Source organism: Wolbachia endosymbiont (group B) of Eucosma cana (assembly GCF_947250645.1).
Classification (GTDB): domain Bacteria; phylum Pseudomonadota; class Alphaproteobacteria; order Rickettsiales; family Anaplasmataceae; genus Wolbachia.
Window position 1 is genome coordinate 244688 of the sequence record NZ_OX366334.1, and the last position, 23330, is coordinate 268017.

20 protein-coding genes and 4 pseudogenes are annotated in these 23330 nt (G+C 33.8%); 19 read left to right on the forward strand and 5 right to left on the reverse strand.

Annotated elements, in window-relative coordinates; all coding sequences use genetic code 11:
* Nucleotides 1–75 precede the first annotated feature (75 nt).
* The 5 genes and pseudogenes from OOK99_RS01105 to OOK99_RS01125 all read left to right on the forward strand — a co-directional run bounded on the left by OOK99_RS01105 (nucleotide 76) and on the right by OOK99_RS01125 (nucleotide 5795).
* A pseudogene (locus OOK99_RS01105) lies at nucleotides 76–1100 on the forward strand (IS481 family transposase).
* 237 nt (nucleotides 1101–1337) lie between these two features.
* Nucleotides 1338–2522 (forward strand): hypothetical protein, encoded by a 1185-nt coding sequence (locus OOK99_RS01110; protein WP_264719922.1) that lies wholly within the window; start codon nucleotides 1338–1340, stop codon nucleotides 2520–2522.
* 157 nt (nucleotides 2523–2679) lie between these two features.
* Nucleotides 2680–3279: a peroxiredoxin gene (locus OOK99_RS01115; protein ID WP_010401485.1), complete on the forward strand. Its 600-nt coding sequence runs from the start codon at nucleotides 2680–2682 to the stop codon at nucleotides 3277–3279.
* Nucleotides 3266–4213 carry a thioredoxin-disulfide reductase gene (trxB, locus tag OOK99_RS01120; protein ID WP_264719923.1) on the forward strand — a complete coding sequence of 316 codons (948 nt, stop codon included), beginning with the start codon at nucleotides 3266–3268 and terminating at the stop codon, nucleotides 4211–4213. Before OOK99_RS01115 ends, trxB begins: the two co-directional genes overlap by 14 nt.
* Nucleotides 4214–4304: 91 nt before the next feature.
* Entirely contained in the window at nucleotides 4305–5795 is a 1491-nt protein-coding gene (locus OOK99_RS01125; RefSeq protein WP_264719925.1) for a TomO hydrophobic C-terminal domain-containing protein, read from the forward strand.
* Nucleotides 5796–5938: 143 nt separating this feature from the next.
* Here OOK99_RS01125 and ubiB read toward each other — a convergent pair whose 3' ends face one another.
* Both ubiB and OOK99_RS01135 read right to left on the reverse strand, forming a co-directional pair.
* A complete protein-coding gene (gene ubiB, locus OOK99_RS01130) occupies nucleotides 5939–7360 on the reverse strand; it encodes a 2-polyprenylphenol 6-hydroxylase (protein WP_012481747.1) in 1422 nt (473 codons plus the stop codon).
* Nucleotides 7357–8088, reverse strand: coding sequence for a metal ABC transporter ATP-binding protein (locus tag OOK99_RS01135; protein ID WP_007302706.1), 732 nt, complete (start codon nucleotides 8086–8088; stop codon nucleotides 7357–7359). The genes ubiB and OOK99_RS01135 overlap by 4 nt, the downstream gene beginning before the upstream one ends.
* Here OOK99_RS01135 and OOK99_RS01140 point away from each other — a divergent pair.
* Nucleotides 8080–8955, forward strand: a complete 876-nt coding sequence (locus OOK99_RS01140) for a zinc ABC transporter substrate-binding protein (protein ID WP_264719927.1) — start codon at nucleotides 8080–8082, stop codon at nucleotides 8953–8955. The genes OOK99_RS01135 and OOK99_RS01140 overlap by 9 nt on opposite strands.
* 360 nt (nucleotides 8956–9315) lie before the next feature.
* On the opposite strand, the gene OOK99_RS01145 is transcribed toward OOK99_RS01140, so the two are convergent.
* Together OOK99_RS01145 and rpmG are read right to left on the reverse strand one after the other, a co-directional pair.
* On the reverse strand, nucleotides 9316–9612 hold the full coding sequence (locus OOK99_RS01145; protein WP_007302708.1) for a hypothetical protein: 297 nt from the start codon (nucleotides 9610–9612) through the stop codon (nucleotides 9316–9318).
* A 709-nt stretch (nucleotides 9613–10321) separates the two neighbouring features.
* Complete coding sequence (gene rpmG, locus OOK99_RS01150) at nucleotides 10322–10522, reverse strand: 50S ribosomal protein L33 (protein WP_012481745.1); 201 nt, start codon at nucleotides 10520–10522, stop codon at nucleotides 10322–10324.
* Nucleotides 10523–10671: 149 nt separating this feature from the next.
* Between rpmG and OOK99_RS01155 the strand changes: the two genes are divergently transcribed.
* From OOK99_RS01155 to murE, 5 genes are all read left to right on the forward strand, one after another.
* Complete coding sequence (locus OOK99_RS01155) at nucleotides 10672–12420, forward strand: Rne/Rng family ribonuclease (RefSeq protein WP_264337020.1); 1749 nt, start codon at nucleotides 10672–10674, stop codon at nucleotides 12418–12420.
* Between the two features lie 73 nt (nucleotides 12421–12493).
* Nucleotides 12494–14407, forward strand: a complete 1914-nt coding sequence (dnaK, locus tag OOK99_RS01160; RefSeq protein WP_264337021.1) for a molecular chaperone DnaK — start codon at nucleotides 12494–12496, stop codon at nucleotides 14405–14407.
* A gap of 72 nt (nucleotides 14408–14479) precedes the next feature.
* Nucleotides 14480–14764, forward strand: a complete 285-nt coding sequence (locus OOK99_RS01165; RefSeq protein WP_226080382.1) for a BolA family protein — start codon at nucleotides 14480–14482, stop codon at nucleotides 14762–14764.
* Nucleotides 14765–14771: 7 nt separating this feature from the next.
* Nucleotides 14772–16013 (forward strand): cystathionine beta-lyase, encoded by a 1242-nt coding sequence (metC, locus tag OOK99_RS01170; RefSeq protein WP_264719931.1) that lies wholly within the window; start codon nucleotides 14772–14774, stop codon nucleotides 16011–16013.
* Entirely contained in the window at nucleotides 15988–17571 is a 1584-nt protein-coding gene (gene murE, locus OOK99_RS01175; protein WP_264719932.1) for a UDP-N-acetylmuramoyl-L-alanyl-D-glutamate--2,6-diaminopimelate ligase, read from the forward strand. Before metC ends, murE begins: the two co-directional genes overlap by 26 nt.
* Nucleotides 17572–17937: 366 nt before the next feature.
* Here the strand turns inward: murE and miaA are convergent, their stop codons facing one another.
* The gene (gene miaA / locus OOK99_RS01180) at nucleotides 17938–18822 is read right to left on the reverse strand and encodes a tRNA (adenosine(37)-N6)-dimethylallyltransferase MiaA (RefSeq protein ID WP_264719934.1); all 885 of its coding nucleotides are present in this window, start codon (nucleotides 18820–18822) and stop codon (nucleotides 17938–17940) included.
* A 75-nt stretch (nucleotides 18823–18897) separates the two neighbouring features.
* On the opposite strand from miaA, the gene OOK99_RS01185 reads away from it, so the two are divergent.
* The 8 genes and pseudogenes from OOK99_RS01185 to OOK99_RS01220 form a co-directional block, all read left to right on the forward strand.
* Nucleotides 18898–19368: a hypothetical protein gene (locus OOK99_RS01185; RefSeq protein WP_019236353.1), complete on the forward strand. Its 471-nt coding sequence runs from the start codon at nucleotides 18898–18900 to the stop codon at nucleotides 19366–19368.
* A 127-nt stretch (nucleotides 19369–19495) separates the two neighbouring features.
* The gene (locus OOK99_RS01190; protein ID WP_264719936.1) at nucleotides 19496–20155 is read left to right on the forward strand and encodes a JAB domain-containing protein; all 660 of its coding nucleotides are present in this window, start codon (nucleotides 19496–19498) and stop codon (nucleotides 20153–20155) included.
* 103 nt (nucleotides 20156–20258) lie between these two features.
* Entirely contained in the window at nucleotides 20259–20591 is a 333-nt protein-coding gene (locus OOK99_RS01195) for a helix-turn-helix domain-containing protein (RefSeq protein WP_264719938.1), read from the forward strand.
* Between the two features lie 34 nt (nucleotides 20592–20625).
* Nucleotides 20626–20808 carry a helix-turn-helix domain-containing protein gene (locus OOK99_RS01200; RefSeq protein ID WP_264719940.1) on the forward strand — a complete coding sequence of 61 codons (183 nt, stop codon included), beginning with the start codon at nucleotides 20626–20628 and terminating at the stop codon, nucleotides 20806–20808.
* A gap of 48 nt (nucleotides 20809–20856) precedes the next feature.
* Nucleotides 20857–21063 (forward strand): annotated as a pseudogene (locus OOK99_RS01205) (transposase); the annotation flags it as partial.
* A gap of 77 nt (nucleotides 21064–21140) precedes the next feature.
* Nucleotides 21141–22152, forward strand: a protein-coding gene (locus OOK99_RS01210) for an IS630 family transposase (protein WP_264719384.1) whose coding sequence is annotated in 2 segments (ribosomal slippage) — nucleotides 21141–21602 and nucleotides 21604–22152 — 1011 coding nt in all. Because the reading frame shifts where the segments join, the coding sequence is not laid out codon by codon here.
* A 6-nt stretch (nucleotides 22153–22158) separates the two neighbouring features.
* Nucleotides 22159–23078: pseudogene (locus OOK99_RS01215) on the forward strand (IS3 family transposase); the annotation flags it as partial.
* 112 nt (nucleotides 23079–23190) lie between these two features.
* A pseudogene (locus OOK99_RS01220) lies at nucleotides 23191–23295 on the forward strand (Rpn family recombination-promoting nuclease/putative transposase); the annotation flags it as partial.
* Nucleotides 23296–23330: the final 35 nt, after the last annotated feature.

Consider the following 23330-nt stretch of genomic DNA (forward strand, 5'->3'; position numbering starts at 1 on the left):
TAATAGTTTAGACTTGATCTGACAGATTAACAAAGTAAGATAAAAATATAAATAAATTTTAAAGGAGTGTCAGATATGAGTAAAACACAAGAAAAAATACTAAAACCAAAGTTGGGGTTGCTAGAACTTGCAAAGCAATTAGGAAATGTATCACAGGCGTGTAGAGTAATGAAGGGATACATTTTACCGCTTCAAAGAGCTGTATGAAACAGGAGGGGAAAAAGCATTATACGAGATAAACAAAAGCAAACCATTACTTGCCAATAGAGTACCAAAGGATACAGAAGAAGCAGTAGTTAGTAGAGTTTCCAGCATATGGACAAGAAAGAGCAGCTAATGAATTAAAGAAAAAAGGAATTCTAATATCTGCTAGCGGCATAAGGTCAATATGGCAAACTCGAAAATTTTAAAAAGAGATTGAAAGCCCTGGAAGCAAAGGTGGTCCAAGACGGTATAATTTTAACAGAGGAGCAAGTTGCTGCTTTAGAAAAAACTAAGGAACAAAAAGAAGCCAATGGCGAAATTGAGACACAACACCCTGGATACTTAGGTAGTCAAGATACCTATTATGTAGGCAATATCAAAGGTATTGTATCAACAAACTTTTATTGACACCTACTCTAGAGTGGCTTTCGCTAAGCTTTATACGGAGAAAACTGCTATCACAGCTGCAGATCTTCTCAATATACCATTTTTTGATGAACAGAAAGTTCCATTGCTACGCATTTTAACTGATAGGGGTACAGAGTATTGTGGCAAACCAGGGAATCATGCGTACCAGTTATATTTGGGAGTAGAAAATATTGATCATTCTAGAACCAAAGCTTATTCTCCACAGACTAATGGTATATGTGAAAGGTTTCATAGAACTATGCAAGATGAATGTTACAATATTATCTTCAGGAAAAAGATTTATAGTACTTTGGAGGAGCTTCAGTTAGATTGGCTGCATTCTTACAACAGAACTAGACCTCATTCCGGTAAGTACTGCTATGCAGACCTTTTTTGATAGTATGCATATTGCTTACCAAAAAAATATTGATAACATTAAAATAGATTCTGATATCGGTTTTGACTTCGTCGATTCTTCTGTCAGTTAATTCATGCCTGTCAGATCAAGTCTAAACTATTACACTTTCATTACACTTTAATATAGCGAAACTAGATTTCACTTTTACACACCTAGATAAGGGGTAACAGCAGATACTAGAATGACGAAATCGTTATTCTGCTACGCATTATCGCTGTATAACTATAGCTATATATGAACTAAAAAAGTAATATTCACTAGATCTTAATATTTTAGATCTATATTTCAATAAAATATTACAATTAGTATGAATGATCCATTTAAAAGTGAGGATTATAAAAAAAATCTCGATTCTCTGATCAAAGCTATAAAGCTAGGAAATTCAGAGAAACAATATGGTAAAACAGTAACAGATTTATCTCATGCTTTAGAGGGTTTTACAGATAAGGCAGAAGATGTAGCTAAACTTGTTATACGTGATGACTTGAATAATTGTGTAAAGAAGGCAAATAAAAAGCCATTAATTCTTAGGATATTCAATAGAATATTAGGAAGAGATGTTTCGATTAGGAATATAAGTAATTTTATAAAAGATAAATTGCCTCCTTCAACTGCTAGAACAGTAATCGAATATACAGATGTTATTCAAAAAATTTCAGATTTAGAGCGAATAGAAAGAAGTCAAGATAAATATAGGTCATATGGAGTAAATTTAGAAAATAGACAGCAAAAGAAAAATCTCTTATATGAGCGAGAAGATTCAGGTTATGGAGGTTCATTAAACGAAGATCCTGAGTATGAAGAAATATCAAATTATCAAGAGGAAAAGAGCAAATCTTTAACAAAAGATTTGCGTAATCTACAATCAATTAAAGAGGAGCCGATTTATGCAACAATTCCTAAAGAACATATAGAAGCAAAAAGAGAAAATAGGAAGAAACAACAACTTCAATCTCTTGCACCACCAAAACCACCAAGAGTACCACCAGTACCAGAGAAAATGTTTACTATCAATCAAAAAATTAGACAAGAACCGAAAAAAGATAAACCTGCAGTACCACCAAAGCCTAAAGATTTAGGCGAAAAAGTAAGCACAGAGCAAAAAATAGTAGTGGAAAAATCAGCTGAGAGTAACCCTACACTACCACTAAAATCTGAAAATCAAGATGGTAAAGAATCAGCAAAAAAAGCTGATGGACCAAAAGTACTAGTAGTTGCTATGAAAAAAGAAGTGACTCGCGAGAGTAGTAAAGTAAAGGCATTAAAAGAAAGATTTGAGCGAAATCAAGTAAAGAACGTGTTGCCTGCTGAAAACAAAACTGCTTCAGTAACACAAACGGATATCAGTGTGAAGAGAAAACAATCTCGTTCATTTCCAGTAGGGAATAAAAAATCTTCGATCAACCATCTTGCCAGCAAAAATTTACCTTCCACGAATGTAAGTGTAAAAGAAATGGTTAAAAAATTTGAAGGGAGAAAAGGTGAAAGATAGTAATATTTGGGTATTTCCCTACTCATGAAAATTAGCTCTTATCATAACATTTTCACAGCCATAAGAGGAAGTTTTTATAAGATTGGGGCTAAAGAAAACTTGCATGTAAATGTATCAAGGTATAAAATTATAAATATTAAGAATGAATAGGTTAGTTATGAATCTTGTAACAAAATCCGCTATCGATTTTACTGCTTCGGCTGTTCTTGCTAGTGGAAAAATAGTTGATGATTTCTGTTTAAGTAAACATATAAAGGATAAGTATGCTGTCCTTTTTTTCTATCCACTTGATTTTACTTTTGTCTGTCCAACTGAGTTGATATCATTTAGCAACAAAATAGAAGATTTTTCAAAACGTAATGTTGAAGTGATAGGAATAAGTATAGATTCAAAATTTTCACACTATAAATGGCGAAACACTCCAGTTAATGATGGTGGTATTGGAGAGGTTAGCTACAATTTAGTGTCTGATATCAAAAAGTCTATATCAAGAGACTATGGGGTCTTATATGATGACTCAATTGCACTAAGAGCAACTTTTGTTATTGATGATAAGTTTGTTGTACGTCATCAATCGATAAATGATTTTCCTTTGGGACGTAATATCGATGAGTTTATTAGAATTATTGATGCAATAAAACATAATGAAGAGCATGGTGAAGTATGTCCAGCAGGGTGGAAAAAAGGTAAGCCAGCAATGCAGGCAAGCGATGAAGGAGTGGCTGATTATCTAAACTCACACAGTGCAGAATTATAAATTGAGTACAAAAGTTCTTATTATTGGATCTGGAGTAGCGGGTTATGCTGCTGCTATATATGCAGCACGTGCAAATTTAGAGCCAATTGTAGTAACAGGAATGCAACCTGGTGGTCAGCTTACAATTACTACGGATGTTGAAAACTATCCAGGTTTTATTTCTATACAAGGTCCAGAACTCATGGAACAAAAGAGGTTGCATGCAGAGAAGGTGGGGGCAAGGATAATAGATGACGAAATAAAAAGCGTTGAACAACTTGAGGATTCTAATGAGTATAGATTTAGATCTTGTGGTGATACTAGTGACTACTATTCGAATGCAATTATAATCGCAGCTGGTGCGCAAGCGAAGTGGCTTGGCCTGGAGAGTGAAAAGAAATTTCAAGGTTACGGAGTTTCGGCATGCGCAACTTGTGATGGTGCATTTTTTCGGAATAAAGTTGTAGCTGTGGTTGGTGGTGGAAATACTGCTGTTGAAGAAGCAATATTTTTAACTCGATTTGCTAAGGAAGTTATACTGATACACAGGCGTGATAAGTTAAGAGCAGAGAAAGTAATGCAAGACAGGCTCTTTAAAAATGATAAGATAAAGGTAATATGGAATCATACCGTAGAGCAGATTCTTGGAGAAGAAAATCCTAAAAAAGTTACTGGCATTACAATTAAATCGACGAAAACCAATAAATTTCAGGAATTAAAAGTGGATGGAGTGTTCATTGCAATTGGGCATGCACCAAATACAGGTATTTTTAAGGGCTTTGTTGAAATGGATCAGCAAGGTTATATAATTACGAAACCTGGAACAACTCTAACCAGTAGGGCAGGGGTGTTTGCTGCTGGTGATGTTCAAGATAAGGTATATCGCCAGGCAGTAGTTGCAGCAGGTACAGGGTGCATGGCTGCACTTGATGCAGAAAAATTTTTGGAATCATAATTAGTTCTAAAATTTTTAACTAAATTACTTGCAATTTTCTTTGTTTTTTTTATAATTATGTCAATAAATTATAGATTGAGGAGAATTTAGTATGCTTTCGAGAAGTAATGTAGGTTCTAGAAGAAGTGTTGTTAATGATACAGGATTACGAGCTCAAAATCAAACAACTTCAGGACAATCAACAAAAAAATTATTTAAAGCTATTCAATTTCAAGGCACTGATGATGAAAGAGTAACACCTGAAGAAGCTTTGAATCATTTTCAACAAGCATTGCAAGAAGGTGCGGATGTTAATGCGTTTAATGAAGAAGGCATGACACCTTTGATATCTATAATTTATGATTTATCTGCAGGCTCTGAAACAGAAGAAGAAAAAGAATATCAGAGTATGATTAGGTTACTTCTACTTCACCGAAGCATAGATGTTAATATTCAAAAAAAAGGTGATGGCAATACAGCTTTGCATCTAGCAATGTCCTTTCAACAAAGGAAAGTGTTACAACTCTTACTAAGTCATCCGAGAATAATGATGTATCTACTAAATAAAAGACTTCAAGATCCTGAGGAATGTGCTAAAAAAAATCGTGCTGAGCATTTGATCATAGAAATACAAAAAGCAGAAACAGGAAAACAATTATTGAATGCTCTTTCTAACAGAAATATTGACCGAGCAAAAGAACTATTAAATCAAGAACTCAACCCTAATTGTTGGAAAAGAAATTCAAATGGAGAAATAGAAACACCACTTAGCCTGATTATCAAATCATGTTTACAAGGAATAACAGAAAGTAACGAAGAAGTATTGAGAAAACTTTTAAAACATAAGGAGCTAGATTTTAGTCAAATAAAGCCAATATCAGCTATAGAGCAAAATTCAAGATTGAAGCAAATCATTGAACAAGCTATGAAAGAGCGATTAACTGATACTATTAATACAAAAGATTCGTATTATGTAAAAAAATTAGTAGAAGATAATTGCTTCATAAATCTTGCAATTGTCACCGCTGTGTTGAGGAATGTTAATAATCCAAGTGAATCTATTAAAAATTATCTCAATGAGAAATTTCCTGCAAGTGCAGAGCAACCTGTAGCAAATACACATAATGTTCAATCAGAAATAAACGATGAGTTTATTGCTCAAGAATTGCAGCGACTTGAAAACCTTAGAGATGAGCTTGAAAGCACAAAAATTCTACTTAGAGAAAAAGAGCAAGAGTTGAATAGGACCGTAGATGAAAGAACAAGAGACACTGACAAAATTTCACAGTTAAAAAGGGATTTAAGGCAAGAGAGATCAGAACTTCAAGCTCAAAATCAAGACTTAAAGAACAAAAACAGAAAACTTTCAGAAGCAAACATTTATAATAGAAGGCAAAGTAACTATGCCTCTGCCTCTTTTGTGTTATCTGGAGCGTTTGCTATTGGTGCATGTTTAACAATATCGAATTTAGAAATATGTATTTCACTTGCTGTAGCTGCATTTGTCTTCCTTACAATTGGATGCTACTGTTCATATAAAGCAAGTACAGTACTGAGTGATGTGATAAGCACTGAATTTGGTAATGTTATCAGTTTAAGATAGAGTTAAGGTTTTTACTTCTTGTCTAAACTCTTCTGAAAATTTTTGTACATCCTGAAAATACCTTGATAATTCGAGTGAATGTAAACCTGAGTGGTTTCAAGACTGAAATAGTTGTTGTAAACTTGCTTCTATTATCTTTTAGTTCAAGAAATTAAAAGTTTAACGATGAGAATTATAATTACAGACCAAAGTAAAAAGTAGGCTTTTCCATTTGATTTATTTTTCACCTGTAATTTTTTGTCAGCTATTAGGTTTAATTTTTCTATAAGGCTAAATATTCCCTGAATTGCTTTTATGGGATAAGAGCTTTTAATTTTTTCCCTATACCCTATTTTACTTTCATGTTGATTGTTTATCCATGTTTCAACTACTTTCCACATATTGATTTCTGGATAGACTTTCCTACATGTTCCTTCTAATAAAATCATAGTTTTCTGCAGCAATAACAATTGTGTTTGAACTTTCATATCAAAATCACCAGTTATTTTTAGTAGCTGAGTAAGTAATCGAGCAAATGAAATCTTCTGTATAGGCTGTCCAACAATGGGTTCACCTATTGCTCTGCAAGCTGTAACAAAATTTCTATGCTGTGATGGAACATAACCGGCTCTAAAGTGCATTTTTGCAACGTGATCATAATCCCTATTTAAAAAGCCTTTGAGTATCTCTATAACGTAATAGCATGTCTCACGATCTATTCTACCCATGATTCCACAATCCAGGGCAATAATATTGTTATTACTATCGATCATTAAATTTCCAGGATGCATATCAGCATGAAAAAAACAATCCCTATATACCTGATTACAAAAAGATTCTATAAGATTGATAGCTATTTGCTTTCGGTTATTCAGCTTTTCAACTTCGTATATTGGTATAGCTTCCATCCATTCTAATGTTAAAACCTTTTTTGAAGTTCTACTCCAATCTATTTCAGGTACGTAGAAACCTCTGTCATGTTTAGTATTTTCCTTCAGTTCCGAAGAGTGGGCAGCCTCAAAGCGTAGATCTAACTCTAATCGGCAAATTTCAGCAAAAGTTTTGACTAATTCAACTGGCTTCAGCCTTTTTGATTGTTCACTAAATTTTTCTGCAATTTCTGCAAGCCAAGAAAGCATTTTTATATCCCTTGAGAATGTTTTCTCAATATTTGGCCTCAAAACCTTTACAGCAACTTCCTTACCCTCAATTGTAACTGCTCTATGCACCTGAGAAATTGATGCTGCTGCAATTGGCTTTTCAGAAAAACTTGAAAAAATGTCGCTTAATTTACAATTAAACTCACTTTCTATAGTTTTAACTGCGATTTTATACGAAAATGATGGCAATCTATCACATATCAATAGCAAGTTATTTGTTATGTCCTCATTTAAAATATCAGTGCGTGATGAAATGGATTGCCCAAATTTAATGAACACCGGACCTAATCTTTCAAGAGCACGCTTTAGTTTATGACCTTGTATTTTATTTATTGATTTTTTTGATGGTGGAAGTAAATAAGGTAACACATTGTAGCGTGTTAGCACTGTAGTTATTTGCAGAAGACGTAGAATATTTTGAATCATTTCGCTGCGTAACTGCCAAATATTTCATTTATCTCCATAATTTCATCAGGTTTACCTTGATAATAGATAGTATTATTTATGCAAATTATGTAATCTGAGGATGGTAGAGCAGAGTTAAGGTCATGAGAAGTCATGAGAATCGACACTGATCGTTCTTTTGCGATTTTATTTATAATATCATAAAATTTAGATCGTGCGTTAATATCCATTGCACTGACTGGCTCATCTAAAATGATCAAATCAGATTCTGAAATTAAACAGCGTGCAAGCAGCAGTAATTGTGTTTGTCCTGCAGAGATTTCTAATACTTGATTTTTTAGGATGTTACCGATACCAACCAATTCTATTGCTTCTGTAACAATGGGTTGATTTTTCTTCAATTTCTTCGAGGAGCTATTGAAAAGGAAAGACTCAACTGTTATTGGCATCAAATTACCAATACTAAAATTTTGTGGCATATAGCTAATTTTTATATTGTCAGCGAATACAATACTGCCAATAAAACCTTTATTTATACCAGCAACTGCTTTCACTAAAGAGGTTTTACCTCCGCCATTTGGACCAAGTATTGTAACTATATCTCCTCTTTGTACTGATATGTTGATATTATCAAGAACTTTTTTATTACCGTATGAAAGAGTAAGGTTTTCTATTTTTAGAATGCAGTTATTGACACTACTTAATTTTTTGGCAAAAATTGACTTCTTCTCAACATTTATATGAGACATTTACTGTTTTTTTTTCTATTACTTTCATTTACATTATACTACAATAGTGCCTTTTCATCCAATTTAAAAATTGTAGCTACAATCAAACCTATACACTCACTTGTAGCTTCTGTTATAGATGGAATTTCAAAGCCAGAACTACTAATGTACGAAGTAGTGTCTGAACATAACTACATGCTCAGGCCTTCAGACGCAAGTAAATTAGAATCTAGCAATATTATATTTTATATCGATGATTCTTTGGAAACATTCATTAAAACTTTCGCTAAAGAAAATAAGAAGTTAATACCGCTATCAAGTGCAATCGATCTACTTCCTGCTCGAACACATTCATTTTCTAGTCACATTCAAGATGAAAAAGATTTGCATATTTGGCTGAGTCCTGAAAATGCAAAAAGTATGATACTTTCTATCAGTGCAACATTATCTAATATAGATAAAGAAAATGCCTATCGATACAATACTAACGCAGAGGAGGCTATAAGAAAGATAGACCAAGAAGTAGAAAAAATTACGAAAGAATTGGATGAGTTAAAAAATCAAAAATACATAGTTACTCACGATGCTTATCAATATTTCGAAAAATATTTTGATTTAAGTTACCCAAGCGCCATTCTTTCTATAGAAGAAGATTCTTACATAGGTATGAAGAGTTTAATGAAATTAAAAAAGGTAATGAAAGAGGAAAACGTTAAATGTATTGTTTCTCATTCACGAGAGGATAGCATAAAGCCTAATGTCTTTTCTAGTGACGTAAAAATGGTGATTCTTGATCCTATTGGATCAGATGTAGAGCCTGGAAAGGATGCATATCTAGATATAATCAGCAGCATTGCACAAAATTTCAAGTCTTGTTTCACTGAGTAATGAGTTCTTTTATCTATTCAGGTAGCATTGCAAACTTAGTGCTTTCTATTCCAATCACAACTATACCGACATTATCTACCAGAAGTATATCATCCCAGCCTGGGATTCAGTTAAGTTGGTAAGCATAAAAATATTATGTTAAAGCACAACGTTCTTGATGAGATTAGGGCAAGCCAATGTCAGCTACTTGAATGACACCATTTGCTATGCCCTCAAAAATGAATGCTCGTACAGCTGTGTGCCAGCTACTTGCATCTGCTATTTTTACTCATAATTATCTTGCCTGAACGAACTTAAATTCAAGTAGTTAATAATAGAAATAAAAAAAAAGAAGATAACCAATATCTTCTTTTACTCTAATTAAAAAGACATTGAATTGTAATTGTCTATTTCATCTGATATAAGCGATAATTTTATGCTCTCAAAACGGAGATTACTTGCAATATCTGTTAACTGTTCACTAAGTGTTACTTTTTCTGGTGAATGGTGTTCAGGAGCTTTAATATTTCTATTACAGTCAGCCTTACACCAAGATCTATTAATTTTTGTCAATAAATCATTACCCTCGTATTTATTTTCACACTGTCTGTGGCACAAATTAAGTAAATCAACACCATGCAATGTCAATGAAGCAGAATCTTGTGTAAATTTTACCATAATATAATCCTTAATCTTATTATATCTATATTAACATATAAATGTGAATATTATACTAATATAGTTACTTTTTATGGCAAGTGGTTTTTGGTTATTTTCTAAACTTTCTTTATAAAAACCATAGGCGCCTATTGGTTTTTAGCTAAAGTAAAGATCAAGTATCTGGAATTCTGGACATAAAATCCTCCTGTGTAAAAAAGATTAGAAAAAAAGTGCGGCGCACATACGACAGAGATTAAGTATGTGTGTGCACCTACGTACGCTGAAGAAGATACGCCACATTTTTTAATGAATTTAATGAAAAAAGTCTGCAGATAAAGATAAATTTTGAGCTCTTAAAATATCTTTTACTATGATTATAGTCAGATTTAAAATATGCGCAAGCAATTTTTTTCTGTAAAAGTTTAACAAAAGAATTCAAAAGTTTGTGAACAACCTCTAAGTGTATGGTCCCAGAGTGTGATGGTATATAGACTATCTGGATCATTTAAAGTGTCAGATCAAGTCCCATTTAAGCAATAAAAAGACCAGATCAGGACAAAAACGCTACCATTTTCAGCCCTTATTCAGGTGGCTCAATTTCCCGTAACTTATATAAGTTACCGTAATCTTTCAAAACCTCAAACAGACTTTCTCTAATGCAAAACAGTATAACTAGTGAGCAATAAGCTACACTCCTTTTAGCTGTAAGCTTTGCATGATAATATACTTACTTTAATTTTTCTTCTTTAAATAATACGTGTCTTCTGACCACTGGGTCATACTTCCTAAACTCGAGCTTCTTGGGAAGGTTCTTAGGATTACGTTTTTTTACACAAAAATAGCCTGTTAGTTTCTCTTCTCCAGTTTTTGTTGTTTTAGTTGCAGTGCTAACTAGCTTGACAAGCAAAGAAGCATTTTTTTTCGCCATAATTGTTAGTGACATAATAAACTCTATGCAAGTTTATTACGCAAAACACTGAAAGTCAACCCAATAATGCAGATCGCAAAATTCTTGACAATCAATAATATATTAAGTAGTATAAGAACATTTCAGAATGAAAAGTAGACGGTAAATAAGTGGTGAGTGATGGCAAAAGGTTATTGTTGATAGAAAGTACTACCTGTTCTAACGAGGTAAGGGTTGCCCTACTAGTTAATGGTAGGGTTGTAGAGTTTGAACAAGAATTCAAGGAAAAAAAACAATTAAGAGGTAATATATACGTTGCTTATGTAAAGCGTATAGAGCCTGCTTTGCAGGCCGTGTTCATTGAGTATGGAAAAAATAAGCAAGGTTTTTTGTCTTTTTCTGAGATATCTCTAAATTATTTTAATATTCCAGAAAAAGAGAAGGAAATTTTCCCTGATGAAGACTATTCGAGCGGTGTGGACTGTTCAAATGATAATTGCACAGAAGAAGGCCTAGATTCTACAGCTAGTAATGAATCCAGCAGTGGTTTTGTGAGGGGGGTACCTTTACATAGAAAATATAAGTTACAAGATGTGATTTCAGTAAATCAAAAGTTATTAGTTCAATTAACTAAAGAAGAACGAGGAAATAAAGGAGCTTCATTTACAACATACGTAACTTTGGTCGGTAGATACTGTGTTTTCATGCCCAATTCCATAAGTAGGGGTGGAGTATCTCGCAGAATTGAAGATACCAACGTTAGAAAACAGTTAAAGGATATATTAAATTCAATAAATTTACCAAAAGGCTCAGGTTTAATAGTAAGAACTGTTGGTGCAGGAAAAAGTAAGAAAGAAATTGAGCAAGATTACAATAATTTGACCTTATTATGGCAAAATATTCAGCAAAACTTCTCTTCTTTAAATGTTCCATCATTAATTTACAACGAAGCAGATGTAGTTATGAGATCTGTACGTGACTTTTGTAGTAATGATACAGAAATTATAGTATCTGATAGAGAAGTTTGTGAAGCGGTAAGAAAATACACTAAAAATGTGTTACAAGGAAAATTGCGTCCTAGATTATATAGAGGTTCTGTTCCAATCTTTACTTACTATCGAGTCGAAGATCAAATTTCTGAATTATATAGCAATAGAGTAGAATTGCCATCTGGTGGGTCTTTGGTGATAACCTTAACTGAGGCATTTGTTTCAATAGACGTAAATTCAGGGAAAATGACAGGAGAAGATAACATAGAAGAAACAGCTTATAGAACTAATATGGAGGCATTATCTGAAATATCAAGGCAAGCGAATCTCAGGGGCTTATCAGGGTTAATAGTTGTTGATTTTATTGACATGTTGAAACTTGAGTATTGTAAAAATGTTGAATTTGCTATCAAGCAGGCGTTTAAAGATGATAAAGCTAAAGTTCAATTTAGCTTTATCAATGACTTTGGTTTAATGGTCTTTTCAAGACAAAGAATTAAACCAAATATACAGGAAATTAATACTACAGAGTGCTTACACTGTAAAGGTATTGGAAGAGTGAAATCAAACGAAGTGATTGTTGCATCGATACTAAGGGATTTGCAACATATTGCTAATAAAAATCAAAATAAGTCCTTTGATTTAATAGCACGCAGTGCAGTTATAGCGCACATTTTTAATAATAAGCGTGATATGGTTTCTACAATCGAAAAAGAGTTCAATATTACATTAAATGTTAGTATTGATAATAGTTTAGATGCAGATACATTTATTTTAAAGCAAGGAGACCATATTAATTTTAATGATTATAAGCCATTGCAGAATTCTGGATGTCAAATTGTGAATAGCAGGGATAAAGAAGCTGGTAAACTACCGGGCAACTTTTGGTTAACTAAATGGCTTTCGCGCCTTTTGGGCTCTAACAACTAAACGGGACTTGTAATTAACGAGTTTTATACTTATATATTTTACATCAGATAATATTTAAAAGGGAGTATTCATTATGGGAAGAGCAATAGGTATAGATCTTGGAACAACAAATTCTTGTGTTGCAATAATGCAAGGCAAGGATGCAAAAGTAATCGAGAATAAAGAAGGAGCAAGAACTACTCCGTCTATAGTTGCATTTACTTCGTCTGGAGAAAGGTTGATTGGTGCTCCAGCAAAAAGGCAAGCAACTACCAATGCAAATAATACTTTTTTTGCAACTAAGAGATTGATAGGTCGCCAATATAGCGATCCTGAAATGAAGAATCTAGGTGTACCGTATAAGGTATTTGCAGCAAAAAATGGTGATGCATGGGTTAAAACAACTGATAGTAAAGAATACTCTCCTAGTCAAATTGGTGCATTTATACTACAAAACCTGAAAGAAGCAGCTGAGGCTTATCTTGGGGAAGAAGTAAAGGATGCTGTGATAACAGTGCCGGCGTACTTCAATGATTCTCAACGTCAAGCAACAAAAGATGCAGGAAAAATTGCTGGATTAAATGTTCTCAGAATAATTAACGAACCAACTGCTGCAGCACTTGCTTATGGTCTTGATAAAAAGCACGGACACACAATAGTAGTGTATGATCTTGGTGGTGGTACATTTGATGTTTCAGTTCTTGAAATAGGTGACGGAGTTTTTGAAGTAAAGGCTACAAATGGTGATACTCACCTTGGAGGGGAAGACTTCGATAATGCAGTAGTAAATTATTTACTGGCTGAATTCAAGAAAAGTAATGGCATTGATTTGAAAAACGATCCAATGGCTATGCAAAGAATCAAAGAAGCTGCAGAAAAAGCAAAGGTAGAATTGTCAAGTGCAATGGAAACAGAAGTAAATCTACCGTTTGTTACAGCTGATGCAAGTGGCCCAAAACACTTAAATATGAAGCTAACAAGAGCAAAGCTTGAAAGTTTAGTGAATGATTTAATTGAAAGGACTATAATTCCTTGCAAAAAAGCTCTTGAAGATGCTGGTTTGTCTGCTAGTCAAATTGGTGAAGTAGTTCTTGTTGGTGGCATGACTCGTATGCCAAAAGTCATAGAGAAAGTTAAAGAATTCTTTGGCAAAGATCCACACAGAGGGGTTAACCCTGATGAAGTTGTAGCAATTGGAGCTGCAATACAGGCGGGAATCATTCAAGGTGATGTAAGAGATGTGTTACTACTTGACGTAACTCCACTTTCTCTTGGTATTGAAACTCTAGGGGGAGTGTTCACTCCACTTATTGAACGTAATACTACTATTCCCACAAAAAAATCTCAGGTGTTTTCAACTGCAGAAGATAACCAAACAGCCGTTACAATTAAGGTACATCAAGGTGAAAGAAAATTGGCGATTGATAATAAACTGCTTGGTCAGTTTAGTTTAGAAGGAATACCACCTGCTCCTCGCGGGGTTCCTCAAATTGAGGTGACATTTGATATAGATGCAAATGGAATAGCGCATGTTTCTGCAAAGGATAAAGCTACTGGAAAAGAGCAAAAAATACGTATTCAGTCTTCAGGTGGTTTATCGGAGGATGAAATAAATCGGATGGTGAGAGAAGCTGAGGAAAAAGCACAAGAAGATGAAAAGCGTAAGAAATTTATTGAAGTGAAGAATCAAGCGGATAGTTTAGTTCATTCTACAGAAAAATCTCTGACAGAATATGGTGATAAAATTTCTCCAGAAGATAAATCTGCTATTGAAAATGCAGTTAATGAGTTAAAGGAAGTGAGTAAATCTGACAACATTGATGATGCTGATTCAATACAACAGAAAGTTACTAACCTCTCTCAGTTATCTATGAAACTTGGAGAAGCTATGTATAAGGAATCTCAACAACAACAAGGTGGAGAAAGCTCATCCACAACAAATAATGAGGAAGAAAAAGTAGTAGATTCTGATTATCAAGACATGGATAATAAAGAAGAGAATAAGTAATTCGATTGTCATCCCAGTGCCCAGATACTGTGGGATGACAAGAGGAGCGTATTGTTGCTTAAAGGAACTATTGTGGATATTATTAAGACAATAGAAGAAAAATTACGCGATTCAATAGGTGTAATTGATATTAATATTATCGATGAATCAGCAAAGCATGTAGATCATTATTTTGCTTCTTCTTCGACACTACCTTCACATATCAAATTAGTATTAATATCTAACGACTTTTCTGGAATGAGCTCTTTAAAGAGGCATAAATTGATCTATGAATTATTAAAGAGTGAAATAGAACGAGTACATGCGATTTCTCTTAACTTATATACGCACAGTGAATATAATTTAAAAAATAAATAGTAGAAACGTGAGAGAAGAGTCTTTATTAGTTAAAGCAGGAAGAAAATTTAATGATTATAAAGGATCGATGAACCCACCAGTTTATCATTCTTCTACCATATTATTTCCTACTTACAAGGATTACTTAAGTGCAGCGAATGGGGAGAGTATATATGATGTGATCAATGATGGTGTTGCAAGGGATTACAGCTATAGTAATGTTGGTACGCCTACTGTTCATTATTTTTCAAATGCACTGGCTGAAATTGAGGGTAGGGGACAAGCACTCATCTACCCTTCTGGATTATTTGCACTTACTTTTGCTATTTTGACTTTCACTAAAGCAGGTTCGCATGTTCTGATACAAGATAATAGTTATTATAGGCTAAAGAGATTTGCCGAAAATGAACTACCAAAAAGAGGAGTAGAAGTAACTTTTTATGATCCGACACAGGATATAACTGATTTAGTTCAGAGTAACACTTCACTCATCATGATTGAGACTCCTGGTTCTATAACGTTTGAGATTTCGAATGTAGAGCATATAGTAAAAGTTGCTAAAGAACGTGGAATTGTAACCGTTTGTGACAATTCATGGGCCACTCCTTTGTTGTTTAAGCCGCTTGATTATGGAATTGATATTGCACTATATGCGGTGACAAAGTATCTAGCCGGTCACTCAGATTTAGTGATGGGAGCTATGGTTGCTGAAGGTAAAATTTTTAAATTGCTTTATGAGAGCTATAAAAATTACGGAGTAACCATTCAATCGTACGACTGTTACCTTGCACATAGGGGACTTAGAACACTGCAAACACGCATGAGGAAACATCAAAGTACAGCAATGCAAGTGGCAAAGTGGCTGGAAAAACATTCAAAAATCAAAAAAGTCTTATACCCGGCACTTTTTTCCTATTCTCAGCATGATTTATGGAAAAGTTATTTCAAAGGGGCAAGTAGCGTATTTAGTATAGTACTCGATAGAGAATATTCATGTGAGGAACTAAGCTGCATGGTTGATCACATGAAAGTTTTCGGCATTGGTGCTTCTTGGGGAGGGTGCGACAGTTTGATATTACCAGTAGATCGTAGATCTATGTCAAGATCTGTAATGAATTCAGATTGTGGTGGAAGTTTCGTGCGAATATTTTGTGGACTGGAAGATCCTGAAGATTTAATCTTTGACCTTAATGACGCACTAAAAAGGTTACCATGTTTAGACTTTCAAAACGATGAAGTAGGACATGAAACTGAGAGAATTACTGCATGATATTGTTGATGTTAACTTTGACGTTGAAATCAAGGGCGTTACATGTAATCCCAAGAGAGTCAGGGAAGGTTATCTTTTCGTTTGTGTGTCAGAAAGGAGTAAAGAATACGCAACATGCGATACTGGAATCCATATCCTTCCTACTGAATCACAGTGCTACGTACACAACTGTGTAGACGTTGTGATACAAGGGGCCAAGAAAGATGTCATCCCAGTGCCCAGACACTGGGATCCAGAAAATTTAATTGTAAACAAGCACACTAGGCAATTGTATAATAAAAACTGGATTTCAGTGTCCGCTACTCGAATGACAAGTACTCCAAGTTTTGCAGTGCTTTACCACTCGGACCCTCAAGGAATATACAGTGAAATAGTCAGCAGGTTTTATCAATTCAAACAACCTAAATATGTTGCTGCTGTAACTGGTACGAATGGTAAAACTTCAGTGGTGGAATTTTGTCGCCAGATTTGGCAAGATAATGCAGCGTCTATAGGAACACTGGGAACATGTGTCAATAATAATAGAAAAGATAATAGCCTTACAACGCCAAGTGCAGATGATCTTTATTCCACATTGCGTGACATAAATAATAAGAACGTAGAACACTTAGCATTAGAAGCTTCAAGCCATGGAATCGATCAATACAGAATCCATGGACTCAGGTTCAATGCTGCAGCTTTTACTAATTTCTCTCAAGATCATTTGGACTATCACAAAAGTATCGATGAGTATTTTGAGGCCAAGAAAAGGTTGTTTGATGAGGTATTGCCAAAAGAAAAAACAGCGATTTTAAATGCAGATATAGGCGAATATGGAGAGTTGCTCAACATAGCTGAAAAGCGTGGCAACAAAGTTATAACCTATGGAAAAAAAAACTCTGATATTACTTTATTAAAGCAGATACCCACTGCCAATGGTCAATACCTAACAATTCAAATCGGTGATGAAATTTATAACGCATTTTTTCCGATTTTTGGGCAATTTCAAGCATATAATTTGTTGTGTGCAATCGGTATAGTTATTTCATCTGGTATGGACTATCAAAGAATGTGTATAGATAAACTCGCTTCTCCACCTGGAAGAATGGAAAAAGTGAACACTTTTGCATTTGTCGATTACGCTCATACTCCAAGTGCACTCAAACAAGCTCTGTTGTCTTTAAAATGGCACTTCAATAAAAAGATAGTTCTAGTGTTCGGTTGTGGCGGGAATCGTGATCAAACAAAACGTGCAGAGATGGGTAAAATAGCACAAATGCTTGCAGGTAAAGTTATAGTCACAGATGACAATCCGCGTGATGAAGATCCAGGGAAAATTCGTTACGATATTTTGTTACATTGCCCTGATGCACTGGAGATAGGAGATAGAAAAAAAGCTATAGAGAAAGGTATAAATATAGCACATGATGAAAATATGATTCTGCTAGTTGCAGGAAAAGGACATGAAAGATTCCAAATAATAGAAGGCCAAGCCCTTGAATTCAGTGATGTTGAAGTTGTTAGAGAGGGCCAAAAATTTGCTACTGCTGTTTTGCTCTCTCCTTCATCCAACGCCTGAATGGCTTTTTTCCTTAAGTCATAACTGTACGCTGCTGGCATTTTTACCTTCTTGTTACACTAAATCACTATCTTATCTTGTTCCTACTATTATGAGAAGAGCTATACAAGGATATGAAAGTGGAGATTGTGGTTACAAGATTAGTGAGAGAATATAGAAAAATTGAGGATGAAATATGCGTGATATAGTTCATTTAGTGATAAAGGCTCTTACAGGTATAGTAGCGCTTCATAAGTAAGAATATTTTTACAAAGAATTTAATAATCACAATTTAGGCAATGATGAAAGTTCTTTAAGAAAAAAGTTTAATACTATCAAGAAAAGTTTGCATAGGCATAGCAATATAATACATAATAATCAAAATATCTAAAATCCTGTCAATTTATTTGCACAGTCAATCACTTGAGAATTCGGAAATTGATTTTTAAACCAAGTGTACTGGCGTTTTGCATAATGCCTTGTGTTTGTTTGAGCAATCTGTATTGCTTCGTCTAAAGTAATCTCCCCTTTTAAGTATCTTATAATTTCTGGCACTCCATGTGCTTTCATAGCTGGCAAATGTGGAGATGGGTTCATGCTAAGTAGGTTTTTTACTTCATCAATTGCTCCATTTTCAACCATTTCAATAAAACGAGAATTTATTTTTCGGTATATATCCTCACGTTTAGGTAGAATTGTATATACCTTAAAATTATTGAACAAAGGAGGCTGTCTATTTTCTTGCCATACAAAGATTGTCTTGCCAGTTTCAGTGATAACTTCAAGTGCTCTTGAGAGGCGATGTGAGTCATTAATAAATATTTTACCTTGAATCCTTGGATCTTTGCTTAGCACTAATTTGTAGAATTCCTCTTTACTTAAATTTTTTCTAAGTTCATTTACGTTTTCTCTCACTTCTTGGCTTATTTGTGGAATCGATGATAATCCCTTGATTAAGCTGCTAATGTAAAGCCCACTTCCTCCAGTGATGATGGGTATTCGTGAATTTTTCAGCGCGTTGTTAACTTCCCTCTTTAAATCCTCTAGCCATAAACCTACGGAATAATTTTCTCTTGCTGAAACATAACCGTATAGCCTATAAAATTCTTTCTGCTTTGGTGGTTGAGCAGTAATTACGGGAATCTCTTTGTATACCTGCTTTGAGTCACAGTTTATTATGCTAATGTTTTTATGCTTTTTTATCAAGTTATCGCATAATTCTGATTTACCTGAGGCTGTAATTCCTGTAATAATTACTATATTATCTTTCATTTATATTAATTTAACTAACCTATGATAGGGTGTAGTAAAAATTTGGATTCTACAATCTAAAATTTGGAGACTTTTATGGCAGAAAATGATAACGATAACTCGTTTACTAAGCGTTTTACAAATAGGACTTCTAATGAGACAAGAGGAGGTTTTTCCAGTAAGTATTCATCTCAAAATACCAAAGAACATGCACTAGGAGCAAAAGGAAAAATTTCTGAATTGGCAAACAAAAAAGCTGAAGCCAAGGAAGCTTTTTCTGAAAGTGGCGGCATAAAGAGTAAAAGCAGAACTATCAATGAAAGATCCTTTGCTGATGCAACAAGAAGAAGTAGATCAGATCTCATATATCTAGTTCGTGGTAAAGATCGAGGAAGATCAGCTTGGCACTATGTATTAGTTGATAAAGATAAAAGAGAAATGTTTCTGGCAAAAAGTAGAACTGGCTCTATAGATGTTGCAGATTATGGAGAGATTTTATATTCAGGATGGGGAGATGATCCACCACAGACGATAGTCGATAAAATCAATGAGGAGTTCGGATTGTAGTAAATCTGTTGTAAAAGCAACAAGGACAACATTGCAAATTTAGAGTTCAAGAGGGTTATTCCTCGAGAACTCCTGCGTCAGAAAGCTGGCGTTGAATTTGTATATAATGTTGATCTTGGAGGTTTTTATGAATAATAGTGAGAGAAAAGAAAAATTAGAAACTCGTATTCTATCAAGCAGAGGTAGGTCTTTGCTTGACCATGAGCTACTGGAACGTAATCTATCTGCATACACAGAAGGAAGAGAAGTTGCCAAAAAGCTAATGGAGCTCTTTAGTAGTTTAGGAAGGGTAATTAATGCTGATCTTCACGAGCTAAAAAATGTTACAGGAATGAACGATGGAGCAATAGCAAATATCTTTTGCCTGAAAGAGATTTTCGATAGGATATTGAAAGGTAAGTTAAAAAAGCTGTCGATTCTTGATAATAGAGAAGAGCTACTAAAATACTTTAAAGCAGCAATAGGACAGTCAAGAAAGGAAAGCTTACGAGTGGTATACTTAGATCGAAGTGGTCATTTAATATATGAGTATGTTCAAGACTGTGGAACTATAGATAGAGTCCCTCTATATGTGAGGGAAATAATCAAACAGGGATTACTGATTGACGCAGCATCTGTTGCAATTTCACATAATCATCCAAGTGGAGATATAGAGCCATCTAAAGAGGATGAAGATAACACACTTACATTAGCTGCAACCTGTGAAAATGTAGGAATGAAATTAATAGATCATATAATCGTAACACAGAAGAGCCATTTTAGTTTTTATAACAGTGGTTTATTGTAATCTTTAGACTGGAAGGAAAGTTCTCTAGCTTTCCTTCTTTTTTTCCACTTCATAAATTAAAAAATTCAATATAAGCTTGAACAGCTAAAATTAGTAATAAAAAGTGGAATTAGGCAAAAAAATAAAGGAACTTAGGTTATACTGTGGTTTAACACAAACTGAGTTAGGAAAAAGAATAGGTGTTTCATATAGGCAGATACAAAGGTACGAAAATGGTTCAAATTGTGTTTTGGCCAGTAGATTATATGACTTAGCAAAAGCACTATCGATAGATGTTGCTGATTTCTTTACTGTTATGCATACTGACTCACATGAAAGTTATGATGAAGAAATACTAAAATTAGTTAAAGAATATAATAAAATTAAGAGTAAAAGGCTGCGTAGTGTAGTTTATACGTTAGTAAAATCTTTTTCTCAAGGTTACAATGAAAGTTAGTATTGTTTGTATATATGAATTAAGACATTAACAAATGGATACACAACATCCTATTGATAAACAAATAGGTGAAAGAATAAGAAAGCGAAGGTTAATGTGTGGTTTTAGTCAAAGGGATTTGGGAAAAAAGCTTGGAATTTCATTTCAGCATATACAAGGATATGAAACTGGAGAGGTAAGGCTTGTAATTGATAGTATAATGCACCCCATAAACTAGACCAAAAAAAAATGGTTGATCCGAGTAGGAAGGTAAAGGGGTAAAAGTATGGCAACAAAAAAATATGAACCAGAGTTAAAAGCAAAGATAGCTTTGGAAGCAATAAAAAATCAAAAAAGCACAGCTGAGATATGTAGTGAATATAAAATACCATCAACAAATCTATATGATTGGCGTGATAGAGTATTGGCAAGGTTAAAAGACCTATTTGTTGAAGAAAGTGAAAGTGCGAGAAAACAAAGAATCTTATACCAATTCCCGTTACACGGGAAACAGATAGACAATAATGGAAGAAAAGCCATAATGAAATAAGTGAAATAGTTTAGGTATAAATGGCACTCAGATCAAAATTATTGGATGAAGAAGTAGTAAAATCAGCAAAAGAGATGCTGAAGAAAGTAAGGAATAATGCATATGTTTCAAAAAAACTAAACGCTGTAATTGCAGCAAAAAAGTACAGTATAACGTCTGTAGCAAAAATATATTGCATTTCAAGAAAGGCACTAACTTCGTGGATAAAACTCTTGAAATTTGGCAGAGAAGAAAAACTGTTTGCTCCTCGATCACGCCGAAGAAAAACTAAATTAAATCAGGCTCAACTACAGCAAATTGAAGCATGGATAGAAGAAAACCCTAATATTACCATTAAAGAAATGAGAATAAGAATACAGGAAAAGTTCGACTTAAATATTAGCAAATCTACAGTACACCGCCATATGCAAAAGATGAAATTTTCATATATTACACCAAGACCAGTACACAACGTACAAGATAAAAGTAAACAAGAGGAATTCAAAAAAAAATCTCAATGAAGTTATTGGAAAGTATCCTGAAAAAGAGCTATTTTTCTTTGATGAATCAAGGTTTGGCACACATTCGAAAGTTGGGCATGGATGGTTTAAAAAAGGTACTAGAACTCGGGTTAAAATAAAGTTAGGTAGGCATAATTTTTATCTCTACAGTGCAGTTAATCCTAAAAATGGAGAGAGTTTTAGCTTATTTGCACCAAATGTTAACACTGATTGCATGAATATATTTCTTGAGCAAATGTTGCAATATCTAGGGACAAGAGAAGCTGTTCTTGTTATGGACTGTGCTAGTTGGCATAAGTCAAAAAATTTAAAGGTACCTAAAAACATTGAGATTATATACCTACCTCCATATTCACCTGAACTTAATCCTGTTGAGAGGCTTTGGTTATATATAAAACAGAACATTTTGCGCAATAAAATATACAGTACTATTGCTTTGCTTGAGAGCACTTTATGCAAATTTCTTACCTCTCTTGCTACTTCTACAATTAAACAACTCTGCTCTGTTTCCTATTTGACTCCACAACAATGAGAATTGGTATTAGCGCAAGAAATAGAAAGTTTACATAAAGTAATAGGAGAATTGACAGTGGAAAATAGCTATTTGAAAAAAAAATTACTGAAATAAGCAAAAAAGATAGAGTAAGGTTTATAGAAAAAGATTCTGATCTGTCAATTAGGAAACAGGCTGATTTATTGGGGATTTGCAGATCTAGCCTATATTATAGGCCTATAATTAATAACGAAAGTGAAGTAGCAAATTTGATTCAAGAAGTATATTTGGCTTCTGATTGCCGTTATGGATATCGTAAAATTACTGCTGAAATCATAGCGAGTGGAGTAGTAGTCAATCACAAAAAAATCTTAAGAATTATGAAAAAAATGAAGATTAGTGGGCTGTATTGTAGAAAAAGATGTAATACAAGTATTAAAGAAAAAAAGCATAAAATATATCCTTATTTACTCAAAGATTTGATTATTTGTAGAGTTAATCAGGTATGGGCTACTGATATAACATATATTATGGTAGAAGGTAAGTTTATCTATTTTGTGGCAATAATGGACTTGTATAGTCGCTATATTATTGCTCATTCATTATCACCATATCTCGATGCTGGATTTTGCCTTTATACTCTCAAAGAAGCTCTAAAACAAGGTAAACCTGAGATTTTTAATAGTGATCAGGGGGTGCAGTTTACTAGCTACAACTTTATTATGGAATTAGAGCGTGCTAATATTAAAATCAGTATGGACCATAAAGGACGTTGCTTCGACAATATATTTGTTGAGCGCTTATGGAGAACTTTAAAGCAAGAAGCTATATATTATTATAGACCAAATAGTATCAGAGATTTAAATCTTATAATAAATGATTTTGTTGCTTGGTATAACTATAGAAGGCGACATCAGACTCTACATTATAAAGTTCCTGCTGATCTTTATTATCATAAACAGTAAATGAATATATTGATAAATACTTTAAATGTGTGTCGACGTATTTATCAACATATTCATTTTAAAAATCGGATCACTTTGAAAAAAATGGTCTAGACAAATGGGTGCATTATAGATTGAAATAGCAAAAAACCTACTCAAAGCTGGCGTATCTGTCGACTTAATAGCTGAATCTACTGGTCTTTCAATTGATGAGATTGAAAAGCTAAGACTAAACTGAAATCACTCACTTTAAGAAAAATTCATGTAAACATA

Coding starts and splice junctions, on each gene's coding strand:
- miaA (WP_264719934.1), bottom strand. CDS start 18,822: ATGAAAGATAATATAGTAATTATTACAGGAATTACAGCCTCAGGTAAA.
- OOK99_RS01115 (WP_010401485.1), top strand. CDS start 2,680: ATGAATCTTGTAACAAAATCCGCTATCGATTTTACTGCTTCGGCTGTT.
- OOK99_RS01135 (WP_007302706.1), bottom strand. CDS start 8,088: ATGTCTCATATAAATGTTGAGAAGAAGTCAATTTTTGCCAAAAAATTA.
- dnaK (WP_264337021.1), top strand. CDS start 12,494: ATGGGAAGAGCAATAGGTATAGATCTTGGAACAACAAATTCTTGTGTT.
- OOK99_RS01200 (WP_264719940.1), top strand. CDS start 20,626: ATGGATACACAACATCCTATTGATAAACAAATAGGTGAAAGAATAAGA.
- OOK99_RS01145 (WP_007302708.1), bottom strand. CDS start 9,612: ATGGTAAAATTTACACAAGATTCTGCTTCATTGACATTGCATGGTGTT.
- OOK99_RS01125 (WP_264719925.1), top strand. CDS start 4,305: ATGCTTTCGAGAAGTAATGTAGGTTCTAGAAGAAGTGTTGTTAATGAT.
- rpmG (WP_012481745.1), bottom strand. CDS start 10,522: ATGGCGAAAAAAAATGCTTCTTTGCTTGTCAAGCTAGTTAGCACTGCA.
- murE (WP_264719932.1), top strand. CDS start 15,988: ATGAAACTGAGAGAATTACTGCATGATATTGTTGATGTTAACTTTGAC.
- OOK99_RS01110 (WP_264719922.1), top strand. CDS start 1,338: ATGAATGATCCATTTAAAAGTGAGGATTATAAAAAAAATCTCGATTCT.
- OOK99_RS01140 (WP_264719927.1), top strand. CDS start 8,080: ATGAGACATTTACTGTTTTTTTTTCTATTACTTTCATTTACATTATAC.
- OOK99_RS01190 (WP_264719936.1), top strand. CDS start 19,496: ATGAATAATAGTGAGAGAAAAGAAAAATTAGAAACTCGTATTCTATCA.
- ubiB (WP_012481747.1), bottom strand. CDS start 7,360: ATGATTCAAAATATTCTACGTCTTCTGCAAATAACTACAGTGCTAACA.
- OOK99_RS01185 (WP_019236353.1), top strand. CDS start 18,898: ATGGCAGAAAATGATAACGATAACTCGTTTACTAAGCGTTTTACAAAT.